Source organism: Pantoea sp. GL120224-02 (assembly GCF_900215395.1).
In the GTDB taxonomy this organism is placed as follows: domain Bacteria; phylum Pseudomonadota; class Gammaproteobacteria; order Enterobacterales; family Enterobacteriaceae; genus Pantoea; species Pantoea communis.
The window spans coordinates 607,393-628,999 of sequence record NZ_OBEC01000001.1 but is presented as its reverse complement, the minus strand read 5'-3'; the positions used below and the strand labels follow the sequence as shown (position 1 = coordinate 628,999).

Below are 21,607 nucleotides of genomic sequence, written 5' to 3'. Positions count from 1 at the left end.
TCCGCAGATTGAAAAAATATGCAATTAAGCGCTGACAAGCTATTGATAAGGCATTATCTTTTCACCTTGTCTGTGTGAATCCCCCGCAGTTTGTCATTTCCGCTCGTACCGCAGGAGAACGCCGTTGAATGCCAGCATGATTTACAGTTTGTTTATTATTGGTTCCGTGCTGGTCGCAGCAAGTATTCTTCTGAGTTCATTCTCGTCACGGCTTGGCATCCCTATTCTGGTAATCTTCCTTGCGTTAGGCATGTTGACCGGCGTTGATGGGATTGGCGGCATCGCTTTTGACAACTACCCGGTGGCGTATCTGGTTTCTAACCTCGCGCTGGCGATTATTTTGCTGGATGGCGGCATGCGCACCAAAGCCAGCTCATTCAAGGTGGCACTGGGGCCCGCATTATCACTCGCCACGGTCGGTGTGATGATAACCGCCGGTTTGACCGGTTTGGCTGCAGCCTGGCTCTTTAAACTCGATTTGATGCAAGGTTTCCTGATTGGCGCGATTATCGGTTCCACCGATGCCGCCGCCGTCTTCTCGCTGCTGGGGGATAAAGGGCTTAACGAACGTGTCAGCTCCACGCTGGAAATTGAATCCGGCAGTAACGATCCCATGGCGGTATTCCTGACCATCACGCTGATTGACATGATCCAGCAAGGCCAGTCAGGCTTAAGCTGGATGTTTGTGGTACATCTGGTGCAACAGTTCGGTCTCGGTATTGTACTGGGGCTGGGCGGCGGCTGGGCACTACAGCAACTGATTAACCGTATCAATCTGGCGCAAGGTCTCTATCCCCTGCTGGCGTTAAGTGGCGGCATCATTGTGTTTGCACTGACGACGGTGATGGAAGGCAGCGGTATTCTGGCGGTTTACCTGTGTGGCTATCTGCTGGGTAACAGCCCGATCCGCAACCGTCACGGTATTCTGCAAACCTTCGATGGTATGGCGTGGTTGAGTCAGATCGGCATGTTTATCGTGCTCGGCTTACTGGTGACGCCATCTGATTTGTGGCATATCGCCGTTCCTGCCATGATTTTATCTCTCTGGCTGATTTTGGTGGCGCGTCCGCTTTCAATTCTGGTGGGCCTGTTGCCATTTAAAGGTTTTACCGGCCGCGAACGCATCTTTATCAGTTGGGTTGGCCTGCGTGGCGCAGTACCCATCATCCTCGCGGTGTTCCCGATGATGGCCGGGCTGGAAAACGCCAAGCTCTACTTCAACATCGCCTTCTTCGTGGTTCTCGTGTCGTTGATGCTGCAGGGCACCTCACTGGGCTATGCGGCCAAACGCGCCAAAGTGGTGGTTCCCCCTACTGCATCACCTATCAGCCGCGTCGGACTGGACATCCACCCTGAAAACCCCTGGGAGCAGTTTGTTTACCAACTTAGTGCTGATAAATGGTGTATTGGAGCCGCGCTGCGTGATTTGCAGATGCCACGCGAAACGCGCATCGCTGCCCTGTTCCGCGATAACGCGCTGATGCATCCCAACGGTAGCACGCGCCTTAAAGAGGGCGATGTGCTATGTGTGATTGGACGTGAACGTGATTTGCCCGCTTTGGGTAAAATGTTCAGTCAGTCTCCACCCGTCGCGCTCGATCAACGCTTCTTTGGTGACTTCATTCTGGATGCCGAGGCACGTTTACACGATGTGGCGCAAATTTATGGGCTGGAACTTGATGAAACCACCAACGATCAGCAATCCCTCGGTCAACTGGTGATGGGCCTGCTGGGCAGTACACCGGTGGTGGGCGATCAGGTGGAGTGGAACCAATTGACCTGGACCGTGGCGGAGAAAGAGGACAACCAAATCGTTAAAATTGGCGTACGTGTCATGGAAGACAAGGAGTAATCCTAACCGCGAATACGCCAAAACTGCGCGTGAGCGACTATGATCACTGTTCCACCCAGCACAAACGGGAGAAGCGCATGGGACACGTGGTAAAGATTGGTCGTTACGAGATCGTTGATGCAGAACTGAATGCTGAAAAGCTCGATACCATCAGCATTCCCTGCAATACCAACCCCGGCCTGAGTTACCAACTCGATGGCTGGGATCATGAAACCAGCGTGCCGGCGTGGATTGATGGCGAGCCCGTCGATCTGCAGATCGGACACTATGACAAGCAACAAGACCGCTGGGTATTAAAAAAACCCGCCTGATGTACCCCCGCCGCCATCCGCTTCGTATGGCGGTCATTCCTAAAAGCAGTCTTAAAATGAAGCGTTCTATCTGTGTTTTTTTTAGTTTTAACCTTGTATTTCAATTAGCTAACTCACTATTTCACGCAGCATTTATTTCCTTTTAAGACTATTTCCATATTAACTCTGTCAAATAACTCCTGCATACTCTTAAACGTTGCTGCAGCTTTTCGTGACGTACATCACGTCTCAAACGGCCCTTTCCATGCAGCGCTTATGGCAGCATTGACTTATATCGCACTGAAAAATTATTTCTTTTTATTTTCGGTGGACAACTCCTGAGCGCGTACTTGATTCTGGTCAGGCCATCTTTTACTTAAGAAAAGAGAGCAGGTTTTATGGCAAGTACATTGGTAATGAATGATGCAACCCGCTCGTGGAGCGGATTGCGTAAAAATCTCATCGCAAAAGTCGCTTTAAGCTTTTCGGATTTAATTGCTCTGAATCTGGCTTTGTTTTTATCTGCAGCAACCGTTCAGGGTATTTGGGGAGAACTGGACACCTTTATTCCGCCGCAGCAGATTGAGTACCGCTTCATCGCTCAATTAGGGCTTTCTGTACTTTGCACCGCGTGGTTTTGGGTGCGCATGCGTCATTACACTTACCGCAAACCGTTCTGGTTCGAGTTAAAAGAGATTGTTAAAACCCTGTTCGTCTTCTCGCTGCTGGATTTGGCGCTGATTGCCTTCTCCAAGTGGGATTTTTCGCGCATGGTTTGGGTGTTTAGCTGGACTTACGCACTGCTACTGCTGCCGCTGATGCGTGCGGTGGTCAAGCGTGCCATTAACCGCGCAGGTCAGTGGCAGAAAGAGACCATCATCATTGGTTCAGGCAAGAATGCCATGGAAGCTTATGCAGCCCTGCAGAGTGAGGAAATCCTCGGCTACAACGTCCAGGCTTTCATCTCACTGGAAGATGAGCACCACCCTGAGAATGTGAATGGTGTACCCGTGATCACCTGGAAAGACATCAACTGGCAAACGATGGATCGCGACAACACGCAATTTATCGTCGCCACTGAGTTTGAACAGCAGGTGGTGCGCGATAAATGGCTGAAGTTCCTGTCCAAAATGAAGTGCCGCTCCATCTCCGTGATTCCAACCCTGCGCGGTGTGCCGCTGTATGGCACTGATATGTCATTCATCTTCAGCCACGAAGTGATGATCCTGCGCGTCAGCAACAATCTGGCGAAACGCTCATCCCGCTTCCTCAAGCGTACTTTCGATATCGTGGTGGCATCACTGTTGCTGCTGTTCCTTGCCCCGGTATTTGGTCTGCTGTGTGCGATGGTGAAACGTGATGGCGGCAATGCCATTTATGGACATGAACGCGTTGGGCAAGACGGTGTGAAGTTTAAATGCCTGAAGTTCCGTTCGATGGTCACTAACTCCCAGGAAGTATTGCAAAACCTGCTGGCGACCAGTGAAGAAGCGCGTGCCGAATGGGATCGTGATTTCAAACTGAAGAACGATCCACGCATCACCAAAATTGGCGGCTTCCTGCGTAAAACCAGTCTCGACGAATTGCCGCAGTTGTGGAATGTGATTCGTGGTGAGATGAGTCTGGTGGGACCACGTCCGGTTATCGAAGCTGAGCTGGAACGCTACGCAGGGGATGTCGATTATTACCTGATGGCGAAACCAGGCATGACGGGGCTGTGGCAGGTGAGTGGTCGTAACGACATCGACTACGACACCCGCGTCTATTTCGATTCCTGGTATGTGAAGAACTGGGCGTTGTGGACCGATATTGCCATTCTGTTCAAAACCGCAGGCGTAGTGTTACGCCGTGACGGCGCTTACTGATCCTATCCTCGAGGCGATGTCTGTGTTGGTCCAGCAGACATCGCTTTTTTATTCCTTTCTTTTTCCCGGCTAAGTCATTACCCTTCCCGCTTGTTTAACAGGACGTTTCTGGTTTCAGATGCAAAAATTTACCCTGCTGCTTTTAAGCCTGGTGCTGCTGGCACCGCTCGGCATCGATCTTTACCTTCCCACTCTGCCGCAAATCGCTGAAGGCCTGAACAGCCCGGTCAGTTTGATTCAGATTACCATTCCGCTGTTCTTACTGGTGATGGGCATCGGCCAACTGGTGACCGGACCTTTGGTGGATAATTTTGGCCGTAAGCCGATTGCGCTGATTGGCCTGGCACTCTATATCGTGGGTAGCGCTGTGGCTGCGACCGCCACCGTATGGCCGGTGTTCTTCCTCGCCCGTTTGATTCAGGGCTGCGCGGTCTGTTGCAGTGCTGTGGTGGCCTTCAGTGGCGTGCGCGATCGTTTAAGCGGTGATGAAGCCGCACGCGCCTATGGTTTCCTGAATGGTGCACTGAATATTGTGCCGGCACTGGCGCCACTGCTGGGCGGCATCCTTGCTGAAGCCTATGGCTGGCGTGCGCCCTTCTGGTTCCTGTGTGGCTATGCTGCCATGATTGGTTTGATCGTGGTGTTCTGCCTGCCGGAAACCCGTCCTGCCGATACGCTGCGAGTTAAAGGATTGCCGCTGGCGCAGTACGCGTCTATTGCACGTGAACCGCGTTTTCTTGCCTTCGCCTTTGCCAATGCGGGCGCGCTCGGCATGGTGCTGACTTATGTGTCACTGGCACCCCACGTGCTGATGACGGAAGGGGGTCTGACGCCCCTGCAATTCTCCTTTGCCTTTGGTGCTAACGGCTTTTGGATCATGCTGGTGAGTGCGTTTGTGAATAAGACCATCCGTAAAGCCGGACGCCCGTTCTGCCTGGCGATGGGCTTTGTCACTATGCTGATAGGTGCCATTTTGCTGCTGGCGGGGATGACGCTGTTGCCTGCCGCATGGCAGACACACTGGGCGCTGTATATGATTCCAGTGGCGGTGTCGGTTGCGGGACTGGCCTTTACCGTTGGCCCCGCCACCAGCTACGCATTAGAGCCGTATCAGCAGCAGGCCGGCGTTGCCGCGGCATTGCAGGGCTTTATTCAGATGGCTTGCGGCGCAGGTGGCAGCCTGATGATTGTCGCGTTACCGGTCGCCGAGAAATCCTCACTGGCCTTAATGATGCTTTTAGGTGCAGCGCTGGCCCTGATTGCCTGGCGCTGCAGTAAGAAGATGCACGGCAGCGTGACCGCGCTTAAATAACCTCAACCGGCACACGGGGCGCGAGCGCACACATCAGCTCGTAACCCACCGTGCCGGCGGCTTTCGCCACCTCATCGATTTTCACCTGATTGCCCCACAGTTCCACTTTGGAACCAATCCCGGCCTGCGGGCACGGTTCGAGGTCAATCATCATCATATCCATTGATATCGCGCCCAGCGTCTGGGTACGAATTCCGTCGACGCTCACCGGCGTGCCGGTTGGCGCATGACGCGGATAGCCGTCGGCATAGCCACAGGCCACAATTCCGATACGCTGCGAGGACGTAGCGTGATAGCGATAGCCATAGCCCACACCATCGCCAGCACTGAGTTGCTGCACACCAATGATTTCACTGTTTAAGGTCATTACCGGCTGCAATCCGGTACTGGCAATGTCCTGCCAGTCACCACTCGGCGATGCGCCATAAAGAATGATGCCTGGGCGCACCCAATCAAAGTGCGCTTCTGGATGCCACAAGGTGGCAGCAGAGTTGGAGAGCGAGCGTAGGCAATCCAAACCTTCGGCAGCCAGTTCAACGCGCTTCATCGGCTCGATCAGACCTTCCGGATTTTCCGCGTCCGCAAAATGCGCCATCAGCGTCATCTCGCCGACGTTGGGCAACGCACGCAGTTTCTGCCACGCAGCCTGCACCTGTTCCGGACGGAAACCCAGACGATTCATGCCGCTGTTCATCTTCAGATAGATATCAACTGGCGCAGAAAGTGAAGCTTTGGCCAGCGCCTGAATCTGCCAGTTGCTGTGCACGCTGGTGGTCAATCTATAGCGATCAATCAGCGTCAAATCTTCCGCATGGAAGAAACCTTCCAGCAACAGAATCGGTTTTTTCCAACCCTGCTCACGCAACAGAATCGCTTCTTCCATATTCAACAGCGCGAAACCATCGGTCTCTGCCAGACTTTGCCAGACACGCGCGATACCGTGCCCGTATGCATTGGCTTTGACCACTGACCAAACCCGCGACTGTGGTGCAGCCTGCCGTACAATCGCCAGATTGTGGCGCAGCGCCTGTTGGTTAATGGTGGCGCCAGTAGGACGTGACATGCTTGTGCTCTCCCTGAGGTCTCAACGCGCCGCGTTAGCGTTACGCAACGGCGATGAATGGGGTTCGAAACCCGGCAGGTAGCGCAGTACTGACAAATCGTCTGCGGCAATCGCCGGTTTCTGACCGGAAATCAAATCAGCCAATAGCTGACCGGAACCACAGGCCATGGTCCATCCCAGCGTTCCGTGACCGGTGTTGAGATAGAGATTGGACAGCGGCGTACGCCCGACAATCGGCGTGCCGTCCGGCGTCATCGGACGCAATCCTGTCCAGAACGTGGCCTGTTCAACAAAACCGCCTTCAGGATAGAGATCGCTGACCACCATCTCCAGCGTTTCACGTCGTGCAGGCGTCAGTTTGGTGTTAAAACCAACAATTTCCGCCATGCCTCCCACGCGAATGCGATCGTCAAAGCGCGTGACCGCCACTTTGTAGGTCTCATCGAGGATGGTGGACACCGGCGCAGCGTCGGGATTCTTAATCGGAATGGTGAGGGAATAACCTTTAAGCGGATAAACCGGAATTGAGACAATATCTTTCAGTAACGCGGTCGAGTAGGAACCAAAGGCCACCACATAGGCATCCGCTTTAACCACCTCATCACCACACTTCACACCGTAAATGCGATTGCCTTCACGCAGCAGTTGATCAACCTGGGTGTCATAGCGGAAGGTGACACCCGCAGCGGCTGCCATCTCGGCCAGGCGCTGCGTAAACAGCTGGCAGTCTCCGGTTTCATCGTTCGGTAAACGCAGCCCACCGGTCAGTTTGTGTGCGGTCGTGGCCAGCGCCGGTTCAACGCTGTGGAGCTGGTGTGCTTCCAATAGTTCGTATGGCACGCCGGCTTCTTTGAGCACGGCAATATCTTTGCTGGCGCTCTCAAACTGCTGCTGAGTGCGGAACAACTGCAAGGTGCCACCCTGCCGGCCTTCATAGGCGATACCGGTCGAGGCGCGCAATGCTTTCAGGCAATCACGACTGTATTCCGCGATACGTACCATGCGTCCTTTGTTTTCCTGATAATGGCGCATGTCACAGTTACGCAGCATGTTCCACATCCATTCCAGCTGGAACTTGCTGCCATCGAGGCGGACGGCCAATGGCGCGTGACGCTGGAACATCCATTTTACCGCTTTCAGTGGCACGCCCGGTGCCGCCCAGGGCGCCGCATAACCTGGAGAGATCTGGCCAGCGTTGCCGGCACTGGTTTCCAGCGCGGCCCCCGGCTGGCGATCAATGACCGTCACCTCATGTCCAGCCTGCGCCAAATACCAGGCACTCGCCACTCCCACGACACCACTTCCAAGAATCACTACGCGCATAAGCCCCTCGCCGCGGCAAAAGCATAATCAACTATGAATGCTGCCTGAATCAGCATAACCAGACAGCACTTCTTATCTTACATTCGACAGACATATTTCACATGTTTTTCACCTTCCTGCACACAGAAATCATGAGCTAGTGCAAAAATCAGGATTTTTTATGCCATAAAACCATTAATCAGCAATTTATTATGCGCAAGGGAGTGCTTTTCTCTTTTTTCAGGAGAAAGCGCCGCAGTCATACAATGCACTTATAAACAGAACTTTATTCTGCAACTTAGATAAAAACCAACAGTTGTCATCAGTAATGACTTAAGCGACGATTTTTGAATGATTTTCTGCCAAAAGAATTCGATTGAGTTCCGGTTTCGGATAAGCGACAGTGGACTATCATTGAAGTGTTCGCTCAGTTTTATTGGGCTGTCTTTCTCAGGATGAAGCCTTAAACGATCGTGACAGGTGACACTCCGTTGCCTGCCGCTTGCAAAACAGAGGTGCGCTATGACGACAATCTTTGACGAGCCAACCCGGAGCAGTAAACGACTCAGTGATGGACCCGACTGGACCTTTGAACTGCTTGATGTTTATCTGGCAGAAATTGACCGTGTAGCGAAAAGCTATGGGCTTGATACCTATCCGCATCAAATCGAAGTCATCACCTCCGAACAAATGATGGATGCCTACTCCAGCGTGGGTATGCCGATTAACTACGCCCACTGGTCGTTCGGTAAAAAATTCATTGAAACCGAACAACGCTATAAACATGGCCAGCAGGGCTTAGCGTACGAGATCGTCATCAACTCCAATCCTTGTATTGCCTATCTAATGGAAGAGAACACCATGACCATGCAGGCGCTGGTGATGGCGCACGCGTGCTATGGGCACAACTCTTTCTTTAAAAATAACTATTTATTCCGCAGCTGGACCGATGCCAGCTCCATCGTCGATTACCTGTTATTCGCGCGTAATTACATCACCGATTGTGAAGAGCGATATGGCGTCGAAGAAGTGGAGCGGTTGCTCGACTCCTGCCATGCTCTGATGAACTACGGCGTGGATCGCTATAAACGTCCGCAAAAGATCTCGCTGCAGGAAGAGAAAGCGCGGCAAAAAAGCCGTGAAGAGTATCTGCAAAGCCAGGTAAACACCTTATGGCGCACCCTGCCGCGTAAAGAGAAGGAGTCTGTGCACGTGGAAGCGGCGCGCTATCCTTCGGAACCGCAGGAAAACTTACTCTACTTTATGGAAAAAAACGCCCCGCTGCTGGAGTCCTGGCAACGCGAGGTGCTGCGCATCGTGCGCAAGGTCAGCCAGTATTTCTACCCGCAGAAACAGACGCAGGTGATGAACGAAGGATGGGCGACGTTCTGGCATTACACCATCCTCAACCATCTCTACGACGAAGGGAAAGTGTCGGAACGCTTTATGATGGAGTTCCTGCACAGCCACACCAATGTGGTGTATCAACCACCGTATAACAGCCAGTGGTATAACGGCATAAACCCTTATGCTTTGGGCTTCGCCATGTTCCAGGATATCAAGCGTATCTGCCAGTCACCGACGGAAGAGGATCGCTACTGGTTCCCGGATATTGCGGGTTCTGACTGGCTAAAAACGCTGCACTTTGCCATGCGCGAGTTTAAAGATGAGAGTTTCATCAGCCAATTCCTGTCACCCAAAGTGATGCGCGACTTCCGCCTGTTTACGGTAATGGATGACGATCGCAATAACTTCCTGGAAATTGCCGCGATCCACGACGAAGCAGGCTATCGTGCCATCCGCCAGCAGCTGTCAGCACAGTACAACCTGAGCAATCTGGAGCCTAACATTCAGGTCTATAATGTGGATCTGCGCGGTGACCGTTCGCTGACCTTACGCTACGTGCCACAGCAACGTGCGCCGCTGGATAAAAGCCGCCGCGAAGTGCTGAAGCATGTGCATCGGTTGTGGGGTTTCGATGTGATTCTGGAACAACAGAACGAAGATGGCAGCGTTGAGCTGCTGGACCGCTCGCCAACACGTGGACCCGCACTGTAAACATAAAAAAACCGGACTGTTAAAGTCCGGTTTTCTTTTAGCGCTTGCTGGCTAAATCATCGGGCATGCTTTTTTGCATGCTGTGCCAGATCTCTCCACTGCGACGACCATACTCACGTACCGTATCGACAATCTGGTCCTGCGTGGGATTCGCACTGCACAAATCCGCCAGTTGACGATAGAAGCTACGAGCCTGCTGACGCGCCTCGGGATTAGAGAAGTAGTGGCGCCCCACGCGGGTGTACAGCCCTTTCAAACCATTCAGGATCAAACCATAAATCGGGTTACCGGAGGCAAAGGCCAAACCACGGAACACGCGATAATCCAGTTCGGTGTAGGCTTCTGCTTTATCCTCTTCGCTCAGTGCAGTTTCCAGCACCTCGCGCGCTTTGTCCGGATGATGGCGCAGTGCGCGGCTAATAAAAATCGATGCGATATTGGTACGCACCGACAGCAGATTATCAATCAACTGCGGTACGCTATCGTGATCGAGGCGGGCAAGCGTTTCGAGAATGTTTAGACCGGAGGTTTCCCAGAAATCATTCACGCGCGTGGGTTTACCATGTTGAATGGTTAACCATCCATCGCGTGCCAGACGTTGCAAAACTTCACGCAGCGTAGTGCGTGTAACGCCAATCAGTTCAGAAAGCTCACGTTCAGCAGGCAGAATAGACCCCGGCGGAAAGCGACTGTTCCAGATGCTTTCAATAATATACTCTTCAGCAAATCCTGCGGGGCTTTGCGCCTTAATCACCATAGCATTTATTTCTCATTGCTTTCTTTGTCGTAATGGCACTCATCATACCAGAGCGGCTATAGCGGAAATAGACTGACAACCTATTAAAAGCGCGCGCTGGCGCAAAATTCAGCGGTGTTTTTAACCGGTCAGACGGCAACGCACTCGTTTGCGTGGTATGGACCTTCTGCCACCTCCGCTTGATCAGTAAATGCGCTTTTTATGGCCTGGATCAGGCTTAAGTCATTTTTGTACATGATTTTTTCCCCTTACCTGGCTGGCACGGTTACGCTTTTGGTTTACACTGCGAAGCATTAATGGTTACAGGATAAGCAATATGTTGCGATATTTGAATCAATGCTCACGAGGACGCGGGGCATGGTTATTGCTGGCTCTGACAGCACTGGCTTTTGAACTGACTGCACTCTTCTTTCAACACGTCATGGGACTGAAACCCTGCGTGATGTGTATCTACGAACGTTGTGCGCTGTTTGGCGTCATGGGCGCAGGTATCGTTGGCGCGTTCGCCCCGAAATCCCTGCCACTGCGCTGGGCCGCTATCCTGATTTGGCTTTACAGCGCTTATAAGGGATTAATGCTTGCGATTGAACATACAAATATTCAGCTGCACCCGAATCCGTTTGTTACTTGTGACTTTGCCGCACGCTTCCCGACCTGGCTGCCGTTGGATAAATGGCTGCCATCAGTATTTGTCGCCAGCGGTGATTGTGCCGAACGCAGCTGGACATTCCTGACCTGGAGCATGCCACAATGGATGATCGTCATCTTTGCCGCGTATCTGCTGGTTGGCGCACTGGTGCTGATTGCCCAGCCGTTTAAGCCAAAACGCCGCGATCTGTTTAGCCGTTAATCAAAATAAAACAGGCAGCTCTCGCTGCCTGTTTTCACGTCAACCGTTACGGTCGGGTCGATCGATAATGTGATCTTCCCAGTCGCGTACTTCACTTTCCCGCACCGCAATGTAACGCACCGAGATACGCTGCGCATGCATCGCCTTTTTCGAACCGGCCACCAGTGGATGCCAGGCAGGTAAAGTCCCGCCCTCGCCTAACAGACGATAGGCGCAGGTACGCGGCAGCCAGTTAAAGGTGGTGAGGTTTTCACGCGTGAGCTTGATGCAGTCCTCTTCGTACTCAAACCGGCGCTCATAGTTACGACACTGGCAGGTTTTAATATTCAGCTGATTACAGGCCACATTGGTGAAATAGATTTCATCGGTATCCGCATCCTGCAACTTGTTCAGGCAGCACTGGCCGCAGCCGTCGCACAGTGATTCCCACTCTGCATCGTCCATTTGGTCAAGGCGTTTTGTCTGCCAGAAAGGTTGTTCAGTCATGATCGCGGTCCGGGTTGTGCAATAAGACCGCACCTTATAAAGGGTTAGGTGCGGTGATGCAAGTTTTACAGTACGCGGGTGGTAATTCCGTGACCGGCCAGCGAGATTTCGAGTTTATCGCCAGATCGCATTGGCCCGACACCTTCCGGGGTGCCCGTCAGGATCACATCGCCGGCGCGCAGCGTAAAGTACTGGCTCATGTAAGCAATCAGCGGCAGGATTTTGTGAATCATATCCGCCGTGCTGCCATGCTGGCGCACTTCGCCATTCACCACTAGCTTCAGTTCAGTATCCTGCGGGTCGCCGCTGAATTCAGAAACTGGAATGAAACCTGACAGCGGGCAAGAGTTATCGAACCCTTTGGATTTTTCCCACGGCTGACCGGCTTTTTTCAGCCCCGCCTGCACATCACGCAGCGTCAGGTCCAGGGCCACACCATATCCGGCAATCGCTTTCACCACATGCTCTTCCGTTGCCTGCTTCAGCGTGGAGCCTATCAGCACCGCCAGTTCCACTTCGTGATGCACTTCGCCGAAGTTGGCTGGAATCGAAAGCGGCTGGCGCAGATCGCACACCGCCGTTTCCGGTTTGATAAACACCACCGGTTCTGTCGGCGTGGCACTGCCCATTTCCTTGATGTGCTTCGCATAGTTGCTGCCCACGCAAACCACTTTGCTGACGGGATAATCCAACAAAGCGCCCTGCCAGTTACGATGCTGATACATGCTGTTCCCCTGCATTAGTAGTGTTTGATGCCAGTCTGACTGGCGGATAGGTCAGGTTCAGTGCCGGAACGCGGCAAGCTGAGGAGGATTATATTAGCGGTTTTATGGCAGCAGACGTGGCGGAAATTGTCAAAAGTCGTTAATCATACGCAACAAACAGGATCACAACCTGGAATTATTGCCCGCAATAATGCTTTAAAGCGGGCGAATAATTAATGCAAATAACACTGAGGATTTTTACAGGGAATATTTACAGATGAATCCGAATTAAACTTTTTTACTCTGATCAAGATGAATGTTGAGCAGACTTTCAACCGGTGGTGGGATCTGTAAATAATAGCCTTGATCGCTCAAACCTTGCTTAACTTTATTGATATCTGCATTAGCCAGTTTGTCGCGTTTGTCCAGTGATAGCACCATTGCTAGCTGGGGTTTACCAAAGCCACGCAGCAGTTCTTCCGGAACGCGCGAAAAATCGTCTTTTTTTTCAACATAAAGATAAGTTTGTTCACGTTGCGGGCTTCTATAGATCACACAAAACATATTTTTTACTCGAATTAACCTATGGCGTCACTTGCCTGAATATAGCAGTAACTATAACATGCTTGCAGAACTTCGAATATTGACCGTTTGATGTTAATGACGATTTTATCGGCGTACATCTTAGGGTCGTAAAACAGGACTGAGTCAGGACAGATGTCGCAAACGCCAATCGAATTCAAGGGAAGCAGTTTTACCCTGTCAGTGGTTCATCTGCACCATTCGCAACCCGAGGTGATTCGTCAGGCGCTGCAGGACAAAATCGACCAGGCACCTGCGTTTTTGCAGAATGCACCGGTGGTGCTCAACGTGTCAGCACTGAACGGTGACATCAACTGGAAACAGATGCAGCAGGCGGTCATCGCCACCGGTTTACGCATTGTCGGTGTCAGCGGTTGTAAAGATGAAGCCCTGAAAAAGATGATTGCCCGTGCAGGCTTGCCGGTGTTGTCAGAAGGCAAAGAGAATCGCAAGCGTGCGGAAGCGCCAGGGGTTGAAGAAGCCCCGCCTATTCTGGCGCCGGTCGCTGAAACCGCCAGCAAAACCCGCATCATCAATACGCCAGTGCGCTCAGGCCAACAAATTTACGCACGGAATGCCGACCTTATCGTCACCAACAGCGTCAGCGCCGGTGCCGAACTAGTGGCGGACGGCAATATTCATATTTACGGCATGATGCGTGGTCGTGCGCTGGCGGGTGCCAGTGGCGAACGTGACAGCCAGATTTTTTGTACCAACCTCGCAGCCGAGTTGGTCTCTATTGCCGGGGAATATTGGATCATGGATCAGATTCCGGCGGAATTTTTTGGTAAAGCCGCGCGCCTGTGCCTTAAAGAGGGCGCGCTCACCATTCAGACACTTTATTAGGCCCCTTTTCTTTCGTTAAGGAAATCAACATTTATGGCACGCATCATTGTAGTTACATCGGGTAAAGGGGGCGTTGGCAAGACCACGTCAAGCGCGGCCATCGCAACCGGTTTAGCGCAGAAGGGCAAGAAAACTGTCGTGATCGATTTTGATATCGGTCTGCGTAACCTCGACCTGATCATGGGCTGTGAACGCCGTGTGGTTTATGACTTCGTCAACGTCATCCAGGGCGATGCAACCTTGAACCAGGCACTGATTCGTGACAAGCGCACGGAGCAACTCTATATCCTGCCTGCTTCACAAACACGTGATAAAGATGCGCTGACCCGCGAAGGCGTGGAAAAAGTATTAAACGACCTGGCCGCGATGGAGTTCGACTTCATCGTATGTGATTCCCCTGCGGGGATCGAAACCGGTGCGTTGATGGCACTGTACTTTGCGGATGAAGCGATTATCACCACCAACCCGGAAGTCTCTTCCGTGCGTGACTCCGACCGCATCCTCGGCATTATCTCTTCTAAATCGCGTCGTGCTGAAAATAGCCAGGACCCGGTGAAAGAGCATCTGCTGCTGACACGTTACAACCCAGGCCGCGTGACGCGTGGCGACATGCTGAGCATGGAAGACGTGCTGGAGATTCTGCGTATACCACTGGTGGGTGTGATCCCGGAAGATCAGTCAGTACTTCGTGCTTCTAACCAGGGTGAGCCGGTCATTCTCGACGCTAACTCTGACGCCGGTAAAGCTTACGCTGATACCGTAGATCGCCTGCTTGGCGAAGAACGCCCCTTCCGCTTTATTGAAGAAGAGAAGAAGGGTTTCCTGAAACGCCTGTTCGGGGGATAACCAATGGCATTATTAGATTTCTTTTTATCCCGTAAGAAGAACACAGCCAACATAGCCAAGGAAAGGCTGCAAATTATCGTAGCCGAGCGCAGAAGGGGCGACAGTGAGCCCCATTATCTGCCGCAACTGAAGCGCGATATTTTGGAAGTGATCTGTAAGTACGTGAAAATTGACCCGGATATGGTGACCGTTCAGCTGGATCAGAAAGGGGACGATATCTCCATCCTGGAACTCAACGTCACACTGCCGGAGACGGAGACGGAAGACGTTCCTAAATGATTGTAGCGGGTTCCTGATTTTCCCCTGCGTTGTGCGCAGGGGAAAACATTCCGCTTATGGCGCCTGCAGGATCTCGTCGATTCGCTTTTGCAGCAATTCACCACGCCAACCAGTCAGTAATTCTGGTGTACGGCATCCGCTTTTCAAGCCCCAGTATACGCTTAACACCTGATTGATTTGGCGACGTGAAGCCAATAGCTCCTGACTGAAACCCGTCTCTTCGCTTACCTGTAACACCAGCGCTTTGATTGCTTTAAATGCCTGTTTGTAATGCGGATGGTCAATCAGATTGGGCAACGGTTGTGGCAAGGTCGCTTCATCCTGAGCCTGTGCTTCCGCCACCAGCGCCACCATCGCTTTCCCGTGGAAGCGGATTTCATGACCGTTCAGGCCCAGATGATCGAGCTCCCCCAGGCTACCCGGCATAAAGCGCGCCACTTTCCACAGATTCTCTTCACGCACCACAAAATTCACGGCCATGTCTTTCTGACGGGCGATGTTCAAACGCCATGCCGCCAGGCGTTGCAGCGCTGCTAACTGGCGCGGTCGCAACTGCCATGCGTTGGTGATGTCGCGCCATGCATCCTCTGGCTGTAAAACGTCAAGACGACGCTGGCAAAGATTATCGCATTCGCTCAGCGCGGCAGCCATGTTGCCTGCGGCTTGCGTCTGCTCAACTAACTGATGGGCGATCGGCAGAAGATAAGCGACATCTGCTGCGGCATAGTCGCATTGACGCTCAGTGAGCGGGCGCGCCAGCCAGTCAGTACGGGATTCGCTCTTATCCAGTTCGATTTGGTTAAAGTGATTAACCATCGAAGCGAAGCCCCATGACAGCGGCTGCCCAGCGAAGGCCGCCAGGATTTGGGTATCGATCATCGGATCAGGCAGGCATTTAAAACGATGCAAGAAAACTTCAAGATCTTCGCCACCGGCGTGCAGGAATTTCGTCACCTGTTTGTCTTGCAGCAGTGCGATGAACGGCGTCCAGTCACTGATGTTGAGCGGATCGATCAGAACCAGTTGTTCACCATCGAACAGCTGGATCAGACCCAACTGCGGATAGTAAGTGCGCGTGCGCACGAATTCAGTATCCAGCGCAACGGCATTATGCTGGCGCGCTTGTTCGCACACGGCAGCCAGCTGGCTGTTTTGGTCGATCAGGGTGTAATTCACGTATTCATTCTCGCTGCGGCACACTTCGCGCAGCGCTCCATGTTAAAAGCAATAAAAACGCCGGACTGAGCCGGCGTTAACCTGGAGAGAAAGGCAGCTTACTGCCCTTCTCGCTTCGCCTCGTCACGCAATTCGCGGCGCAAAATTTTGCCCACGTTGGTCTTCGGCAGCTCATCTCTAAACTCGATAATCTTCGGCACTTTGTAGCCGGTGAGCTGACGGCGGCAATGATCCAGCACTTCCTCTTTCGTCAGTGACGGATCCTTTTTAACGATGCACACTTTCACCGCTTCACCGGAAAGGTCGCTGGGAACGCCGATTGCTGCGGCTTCGCGCACTTTCGGATGCTGCATCAGCACATCTTCGATTTCGTTAGGATACACGTTAAAGCCTGACACCAGAATCATGTCTTTCTTACGATCGACGATGCGAATAAAACCTTCACCATCAACGGTAACAACATCACCGGTGTGCAGCCAGCCATTTTTCAACACTTCTTCGGTGGCATCCGGTCGCTGCCAGTAACCGATCATCACCTGTGGACCACGAATACAGAGTTCACCCGGTTCGCCTGGCACCACATCATTATCTTCGTCATCGACGATACGCACATCCGTGGAGGGTACAGGAAGACCGATGCTGCCGGTGTGGCAAGTGATGTCATACGGATTGACCGATACCAGTGGTGAACATTCAGTCAAACCATAACCTTCGAGCAGATAATGCCCGGTGAGTTTTTCCCAACGCTCAGCCACGGCCTTTTGCACGGCCATGCCGCCGCCAGCAGAAAGACGCAGCGTAGAGAAATCGAGCTTATTAAAGTTTTCGTCGTTGAGCAGCGCGTTAAACAGCGTATTGACGCCGGTAATGGCGGTGAACGGGAATTTGCTTAGCTCTTTGACAAAACCGGGGATATCACGCGGATTGGTGATCAGCAGGTTGGTACCGCCGAGATCGAGAAACAGCAGGCCGTTTACCGTTAACGCAAAGATATGGTAGAGCGGGAGTGCCGTGACCACCTGCTCTTTGCCCGCACGCAGCAGTTTGCCATAGGTGGCTTTGGTCTGCTCCAGGTTTGCCTGCATGTTACCGTGAGTTAGCATCGCGCCCTTGGCGACGCCGGTGGTGCCGCCGGTGTATTGCAGGAATGCCAGGTCACTGTTAGTCAGCGTCGGACGCTGGTAAGTCATCTGCGCGCCCTGCTGCAGTGCGCTGCGGAATGGCACCGCACCCGGCAGATGGTATTTCGGCACCAGCTTCTTAACATACTTCACCACGAAATTGACCAGCGTGGCTTTGACCGGGGCAAGTTGGTCACCCATGCGCGTCAGCATCACGTGCTTGATCGGTGTTTCCGCGACGACTTTTTCCAGCGTGTGGGCAAAGTTGGACACAATGACAATCGCGCTGGCGCCACTGTCATTCAGCTGATGTTTCAGCTCACGCGGCGTGTAGAGCGGGTTAACGTTGACCACCACCATACCCGCACGCAGCACGCCAAACAGCGCCACCGGATATTGCAGCAAGTTTGGCATCATCAGCGCCACGCGGTCGCCCTGCTTCAGGCCCAACCCTTGTTGCAGCCAGGCCGCAAAGTCGCGACTTTGCTTATCCAGCTGACGGTAAGTCATCGGCTGGCCCATATTAATGAACGCCGTATTATCGGCATACTGCAATGCTGCGTGCTCGAAAAGTTCGACCAAAGAGGTATAACGGTCCGCATTAATCTCCGCAGGAACATCTGCCGGATAGCGTTTAAGCCAAACCTTATTCAAAGAATCACCCCGATATTCTTGTTGCGTAGCCATCGCCGCCTCTGCAATCAGTGTTGTTAACAATATTTTAACTGATTGTACCAGTTTGCCTGTTTCGGCATTTTCAGGTTGCGAAGCGCATCACTAAATTTCGCGCATCGGTTGCGCGCCCAATAAAAAAGCCCGGTCGCGAGCACCGCGACCGGGCCGTCAAATAATGAAGATGAATTATTCGGTCAGGATAGTTTCCACCTGCGCGGGACCGGTATTCATGTTCATTCCCCAATAAGGATTAGGCCCCCAGTAACCCGGATGACGACGCGTTGGCCCATACCAAATCCACGGATCGATCGGCTGCGGAGGCGTCATCACCTGCTGTGTCAGATGCCAGCGCTGATAGCCACGGACATCCACCACCACAAAGTTGTAGCTGGCTTTACCAATTTCACCTTTTTCGGTGCCTTTGATATTCCCCAGTACCGTAACGTACTGATTGTTCAGATCCACCGGATCAACAAAACCGCGAATGTCGGCGAAAATACGCCCAACCGATGCGGAACCTAAACGCGGCCGCGCACTGTCATCCAGCGGTTGGGTGGCGATCTCCAGGCGCGTCACGCCCGTCAGATTGGTGACTTTCACCACTTTACCGCCAAAACGTGACTCCTGGCCGACATACAGCTGCGGCGCATTCATCACGCGTAATAAATCTTGCTGTGGAAGTTGAGAACTCCCTTTAATGGAATCTGGCACCGAAACGCAGCCGCTGAGCAACAGCGCGCAGGCAAACAGAGCGCCAGACATCCCTTTACGACTTATTGGCATAGCACTTCTCCTGTTATTTCTCAGTTAGACTGGGCGCTTACGGAATAGTTGCGTGGCGCTTAACGACCCGGCAACTTTTTCCATGCCACTTCATTACGCAGGTAAACCGGCTCGGCATTCTCCACCGCCACCGACTCACCACGCTGCCAGGCACTCAATGCCAGCGGCAGCATATCCTCCGCTGCTGGCAGTGTCACTTCTGTGGTCACTAAGGTTGCGCCCGTCGAGCTTAACAGATGCGGATAAGCCGCCCAGCCGGTGCCGACCGTTGCCCACTCGCCGCTTAGCTGGCCGATGCGCGCCTGCACATCTTCGGGTTTCAAAACGGCTTCCGAGTCCGCACCTTGCCATTCACCGTTAGCATCACGCTGATATTCGGCCCAGTAAACTTCGCCCATGCGCGCGTCGATGGCAGCCAGCACGCGTTGAGCGCCGGTTAAGCGCCATGCGCCCTGAGCCATAGTCGCGAGAGAAGAGACGCCGATCATCGGCAAGTTCGCACCCAACGCCAGCCCTTGCGCAATACCAATGCCAATGCGCACGCCAGTAAAACTGCCTGGCCCACGGCCAAACGCCAGCACGTCAAGCGCGGTCAGATCCAACTGCTGCAACTGCAACAGCTCTTGTACCAGCGGTAAGATGCGTTGGGTGTGATCGCGCGGGGCGATTTCAAAGCGGGCATCGATCTGCTGCTGATTGAGCAGCGCGGCAGAACAGGCTTCTGTCGCCGTGTCCAGAGCTAAAATTCGGGCGGACATAACAACCTCTGAAAGTCAAAATGGCGCGCATCTTAACACAGCCTGGCACAAATTAGTGCTTCTCTGGCTGGCGGACGAAAGCGATGGCGCGCTGCAAATCGCGGGTACGCGGCGTAGGTGGCAGACTGTTGAGGAACAATCCGCCATACGGACGCGACACCAGACGCTGATCACAAATCACCAGCACGCCACGATCGTCAGTATCACGAATCAAACGGCCGACACCCTGCTTCAGGGTGATCACCGCATCCGGCAGTTGCACATCATTGAAGGGATCGCCACCGCGCAGGCGACAATCTTCCATGCGCGCTTTCAGCAACGGATCTTCCGGCGAGGTAAACGGCAGCTTATCGATAATCACCAATGACAGCGCATCACCTCGCACATCAACGCCTTCCCAGAAACTGCTGGTCGCTACCAGTAAGGCGTTACCGGCCTCAAGGAACTGCTTCAGCAGCTGGCCTTTACTGGTTTCTCCTTGTAACAACACCGGCAAAGTCATCGAGGCACGAAATTCGGCGGCCAGTTCGCGCATCATCTTGTGCGAAGTACAGAGGAAGAAGCAGCGTCCTTTATTGGCATCGATCAGCGGTTTCATCATCTGTGCCAGCTTACGGGCACCGCCGGGTTGATTGGGTTCCGGCATATTGCGAGGCACACATAACAGCGCCTGCTGGGTGTAATCGAAAGGACTGTCGAGAATCATGGTGGTGGCTTTGTCGACGCCCAATCGGCTGGAGAAGTGGCTCATCTGCTCATTCACCGCCAGCGTGGCGGAGGTGAATACCCACGCCGCTTTACGGTTATCCATCACTTCACGAAAACGTTCGGCGACCGATAGCGGGGTTAACGCCAGCGTAAAGTGGCGGCTGGTGCATTCATACCAGTAGCTAAAGCCGGGTTCATCAATGGCGCGCAGACGTTTAAGGCGAGTGCGATATAACGCGGCGCGCTCAAACGCCGCATCCAGCAACGCCGAGCGCCCCAGCGACAATTTAATCACGTCGTAGCAAAGCTCCAGCGCATCATCCAGCAGGGTCAACATGCGCATGATGTTGTTGTCGCTTAGCAGGTCACGCAGATTGCCGCGAAAACCCGGCTCGCCGAGCGTTAAACGGAAATCCTGCGCGCACTGTGCCAGACGGTCGGCTGATTTCTGTAGCTGCTGCACGTCGCGCACCTCAGTGCGATAGGCAATAATGATGTCTTTGGCGAGGTCCTGCAGTTGGCGGCTCGAAAGCTGCTGACCAAAGTACTGACTGGCGATATCGGGTAGCTGATGCGCTTCATCGAAGATCATCACATCAGCCTCAGGAATCAGCTCGCCAAATCCGCCCTCTTTCACGACAAGATCGGCAAGGAACAGATGGTGGTTCACCACCACCACATCGGCATCCATGGCTTTTTTACGCGCTTTCACCACAAAGCAATCTTTGTAGAGCGGGCAATCGCTGCCAAGGCAGTTATCGTTAGTGCTGGTGACAAAGGGCCAGATCGGACTGTCTTCGGCCACGTCGGAACAGCTGCTGACATCGCCATCCGAAGTTTGATTTGACCAGCTGCGCACATTAATTAAATCCCCGAGCGCCTGCACGGTGAGATCGCCACCGGTTTGATTCTGCTGCTCCAGACGTTCGAGGCATAAATAGTTGGAACGCCCCTTCAGCAGGGCAGTTTTACCGCTGAACTTCAGGGCACGAGCGATGGTGGGCAAATCGCGGTTATACAGCTGATCCTGTAAGGCTTTGGATCCGGTCGAGATAATGACCTTTTTTTTCGCACGCAATGCGGGTGCCAGATAGGCATAGGTTTTACCGGTACCGGTGCCGGCTTCGACCACCAGCTCACCGCCCTTCTTCACCGTTTCCATGACCGCTTGCGCCATTTCACGCTGCGCGGCACGCGGTTTGAAACCTGGAATAGCCTGCGCCAGCGCGCCATCTGCTGCAAAATCGTCTGCCACACATCCTCACCGATTGGTCAAAAACACTGTAATTATGTC

Annotated in this window: 20 protein-coding genes; 9 read left to right on the top strand and 11 right to left on the bottom strand. The window is 53.1% G+C overall.

Features of this window, described 5'->3' with window-relative positions; all coding sequences use genetic code 11:
• Positions 1 to 124: 124 nt before the first annotated feature.
• The 4 genes from CRO33_RS02860 (at position 125) to CRO33_RS02845 (ending at position 5,319) form a co-directional block, all read left to right on the top strand.
• A complete protein-coding gene (locus CRO33_RS02860) occupies positions 125 to 1,852 on the top strand; it encodes a potassium/proton antiporter (RefSeq protein ID WP_097116972.1) in 1,728 nt (575 codons plus the stop codon).
• 77 nt (positions 1,853 to 1,929) lie between these two features.
• Positions 1,930 to 2,163 carry a DUF1480 family protein gene (locus tag CRO33_RS02855; protein ID WP_034828766.1) on the top strand — a complete coding sequence of 78 codons (234 nt, stop codon included), beginning with the start codon at positions 1,930 to 1,932 and terminating at the stop codon, positions 2,161 to 2,163.
• Between the two features lie 377 nt (positions 2,164 to 2,540).
• On the top strand, positions 2,541 to 4,007 hold the full coding sequence (wbaP, locus tag CRO33_RS02850) for an undecaprenyl-phosphate galactose phosphotransferase WbaP (RefSeq protein WP_058959838.1): 1,467 nt from the start codon (positions 2,541 to 2,543) through the stop codon (positions 4,005 to 4,007).
• A 118-nt stretch (positions 4,008 to 4,125) separates the two neighbouring features.
• Entirely contained in the window at positions 4,126 to 5,319 is a 1,194-nt protein-coding gene (locus CRO33_RS02845; protein ID WP_097116919.1) for a multidrug effflux MFS transporter, read from the top strand.
• Here CRO33_RS02845 and dadX read toward each other — a convergent pair.
• Both dadX and CRO33_RS02835 read right to left on the bottom strand, forming a co-directional pair.
• On the bottom strand, positions 5,312 to 6,382 hold the full coding sequence (gene dadX, locus CRO33_RS02840) for a catabolic alanine racemase DadX (RefSeq protein ID WP_097116917.1): 1,071 nt from the start codon (positions 6,380 to 6,382) through the stop codon (positions 5,312 to 5,314). The two genes, CRO33_RS02845 and dadX, sit on opposite strands and share 8 nt — an antisense overlap.
• A gap of 21 nt (positions 6,383 to 6,403) precedes the next feature.
• Positions 6,404 to 7,705, bottom strand: a complete 1,302-nt coding sequence (locus tag CRO33_RS02835) for a D-amino acid dehydrogenase (protein WP_034828758.1) — start codon at positions 7,703 to 7,705, stop codon at positions 6,404 to 6,406.
• Positions 7,706 to 8,206: 501 nt separating this feature from the next.
• Between CRO33_RS02835 and CRO33_RS02830 the strand changes: the two genes are divergently transcribed.
• Positions 8,207 to 9,742 carry a SpoVR family protein gene (locus tag CRO33_RS02830; RefSeq protein ID WP_097116914.1) on the top strand — a complete coding sequence of 512 codons (1,536 nt, stop codon included), beginning with the start codon at positions 8,207 to 8,209 and terminating at the stop codon, positions 9,740 to 9,742.
• A 37-nt stretch (positions 9,743 to 9,779) separates the two neighbouring features.
• On the opposite strand, the gene fadR is transcribed toward CRO33_RS02830, so the two are convergent.
• The gene (gene fadR / locus CRO33_RS02825; RefSeq protein ID WP_034828755.1) at positions 9,780 to 10,499 is read right to left on the bottom strand and encodes a fatty acid metabolism transcriptional regulator FadR; all 720 of its coding nucleotides are present in this window, start codon (positions 10,497 to 10,499) and stop codon (positions 9,780 to 9,782) included.
• Positions 10,500 to 10,815: 316 nt separating this feature from the next.
• On the opposite strand from fadR, the gene dsbB reads away from it, so the two are divergent.
• Complete coding sequence (gene dsbB / locus CRO33_RS02820) at positions 10,816 to 11,349, top strand: disulfide bond formation protein DsbB (RefSeq protein WP_097116888.1); 534 nt, start codon at positions 10,816 to 10,818, stop codon at positions 11,347 to 11,349.
• Between the two features lie 39 nt (positions 11,350 to 11,388).
• On the opposite strand, the gene CRO33_RS02815 is transcribed toward dsbB, so the two are convergent.
• The 3 genes from CRO33_RS02815 to CRO33_RS02805 all read right to left on the bottom strand — a co-directional run bounded on the left by CRO33_RS02815 (position 11,389) and on the right by CRO33_RS02805 (position 13,103).
• Positions 11,389 to 11,835, bottom strand: coding sequence for a YcgN family cysteine cluster protein (locus CRO33_RS02815; protein ID WP_034828749.1), 447 nt, complete (start codon positions 11,833 to 11,835; stop codon positions 11,389 to 11,391).
• Positions 11,836 to 11,900: 65 nt separating this feature from the next.
• Positions 11,901 to 12,560 carry a fumarylacetoacetate hydrolase family protein gene (locus CRO33_RS02810; protein WP_034828748.1) on the bottom strand — a complete coding sequence of 220 codons (660 nt, stop codon included), beginning with the start codon at positions 12,558 to 12,560 and terminating at the stop codon, positions 11,901 to 11,903.
• Between the two features lie 267 nt (positions 12,561 to 12,827).
• Positions 12,828 to 13,103 (bottom strand): YcgL domain-containing protein, encoded by a 276-nt coding sequence (locus CRO33_RS02805; protein WP_058959843.1) that lies wholly within the window; start codon positions 13,101 to 13,103, stop codon positions 12,828 to 12,830.
• Positions 13,104 to 13,256: 153 nt separating this feature from the next.
• On the opposite strand from CRO33_RS02805, the gene minC reads away from it, so the two are divergent.
• Genes minC through minE form a run of 3 tightly spaced genes read left to right on the top strand, consistent with a single transcriptional unit; the run spans position 13,257 to position 15,092 of the window.
• Entirely contained in the window at positions 13,257 to 13,967 is a 711-nt protein-coding gene (gene minC / locus CRO33_RS02800) for a septum site-determining protein MinC (RefSeq protein ID WP_097116887.1), read from the top strand.
• A gap of 33 nt (positions 13,968 to 14,000) precedes the next feature.
• Complete coding sequence (minD, locus tag CRO33_RS02795) at positions 14,001 to 14,813, top strand: septum site-determining protein MinD (RefSeq protein WP_034828743.1); 813 nt, start codon at positions 14,001 to 14,003, stop codon at positions 14,811 to 14,813.
• 3 nt (positions 14,814 to 14,816) lie between these two features.
• Complete coding sequence (gene minE / locus CRO33_RS02790) at positions 14,817 to 15,092, top strand: cell division topological specificity factor MinE (RefSeq protein ID WP_034828741.1); 276 nt, start codon at positions 14,817 to 14,819, stop codon at positions 15,090 to 15,092.
• Between the two features lie 54 nt (positions 15,093 to 15,146).
• Here minE and rnd read toward each other — a convergent pair whose 3' ends face one another.
• The 5 genes from rnd to CRO33_RS02765 all read right to left on the bottom strand — a co-directional run bounded on the left by rnd (position 15,147) and on the right by CRO33_RS02765 (position 21,568).
• Positions 15,147 to 16,268: a ribonuclease D gene (gene rnd / locus CRO33_RS02785; RefSeq protein WP_097117255.1), complete on the bottom strand. Its 1,122-nt coding sequence runs from the start codon at positions 16,266 to 16,268 to the stop codon at positions 15,147 to 15,149.
• Between the two features lie 98 nt (positions 16,269 to 16,366).
• A complete protein-coding gene (fadD, locus tag CRO33_RS02780) occupies positions 16,367 to 18,043 on the bottom strand; it encodes a long-chain-fatty-acid--CoA ligase FadD (RefSeq protein WP_141398994.1) in 1,677 nt (558 codons plus the stop codon).
• A gap of 207 nt (positions 18,044 to 18,250) precedes the next feature.
• Entirely contained in the window at positions 18,251 to 18,847 is a 597-nt protein-coding gene (locus CRO33_RS02775; protein WP_097116885.1) for a Slp family lipoprotein, read from the bottom strand.
• A gap of 59 nt (positions 18,848 to 18,906) precedes the next feature.
• Positions 18,907 to 19,605: a tRNA (adenosine(37)-N6)-threonylcarbamoyltransferase complex dimerization subunit type 1 TsaB gene (gene tsaB, locus CRO33_RS02770; RefSeq protein WP_097116884.1), complete on the bottom strand. Its 699-nt coding sequence runs from the start codon at positions 19,603 to 19,605 to the stop codon at positions 18,907 to 18,909.
• A gap of 52 nt (positions 19,606 to 19,657) precedes the next feature.
• Complete coding sequence (locus tag CRO33_RS02765; protein ID WP_097116883.1) at positions 19,658 to 21,568, bottom strand: ATP-dependent DNA helicase; 1,911 nt, start codon at positions 21,566 to 21,568, stop codon at positions 19,658 to 19,660.
• Between the last annotated feature and the right edge of the window lie 39 nt (positions 21,569 to 21,607).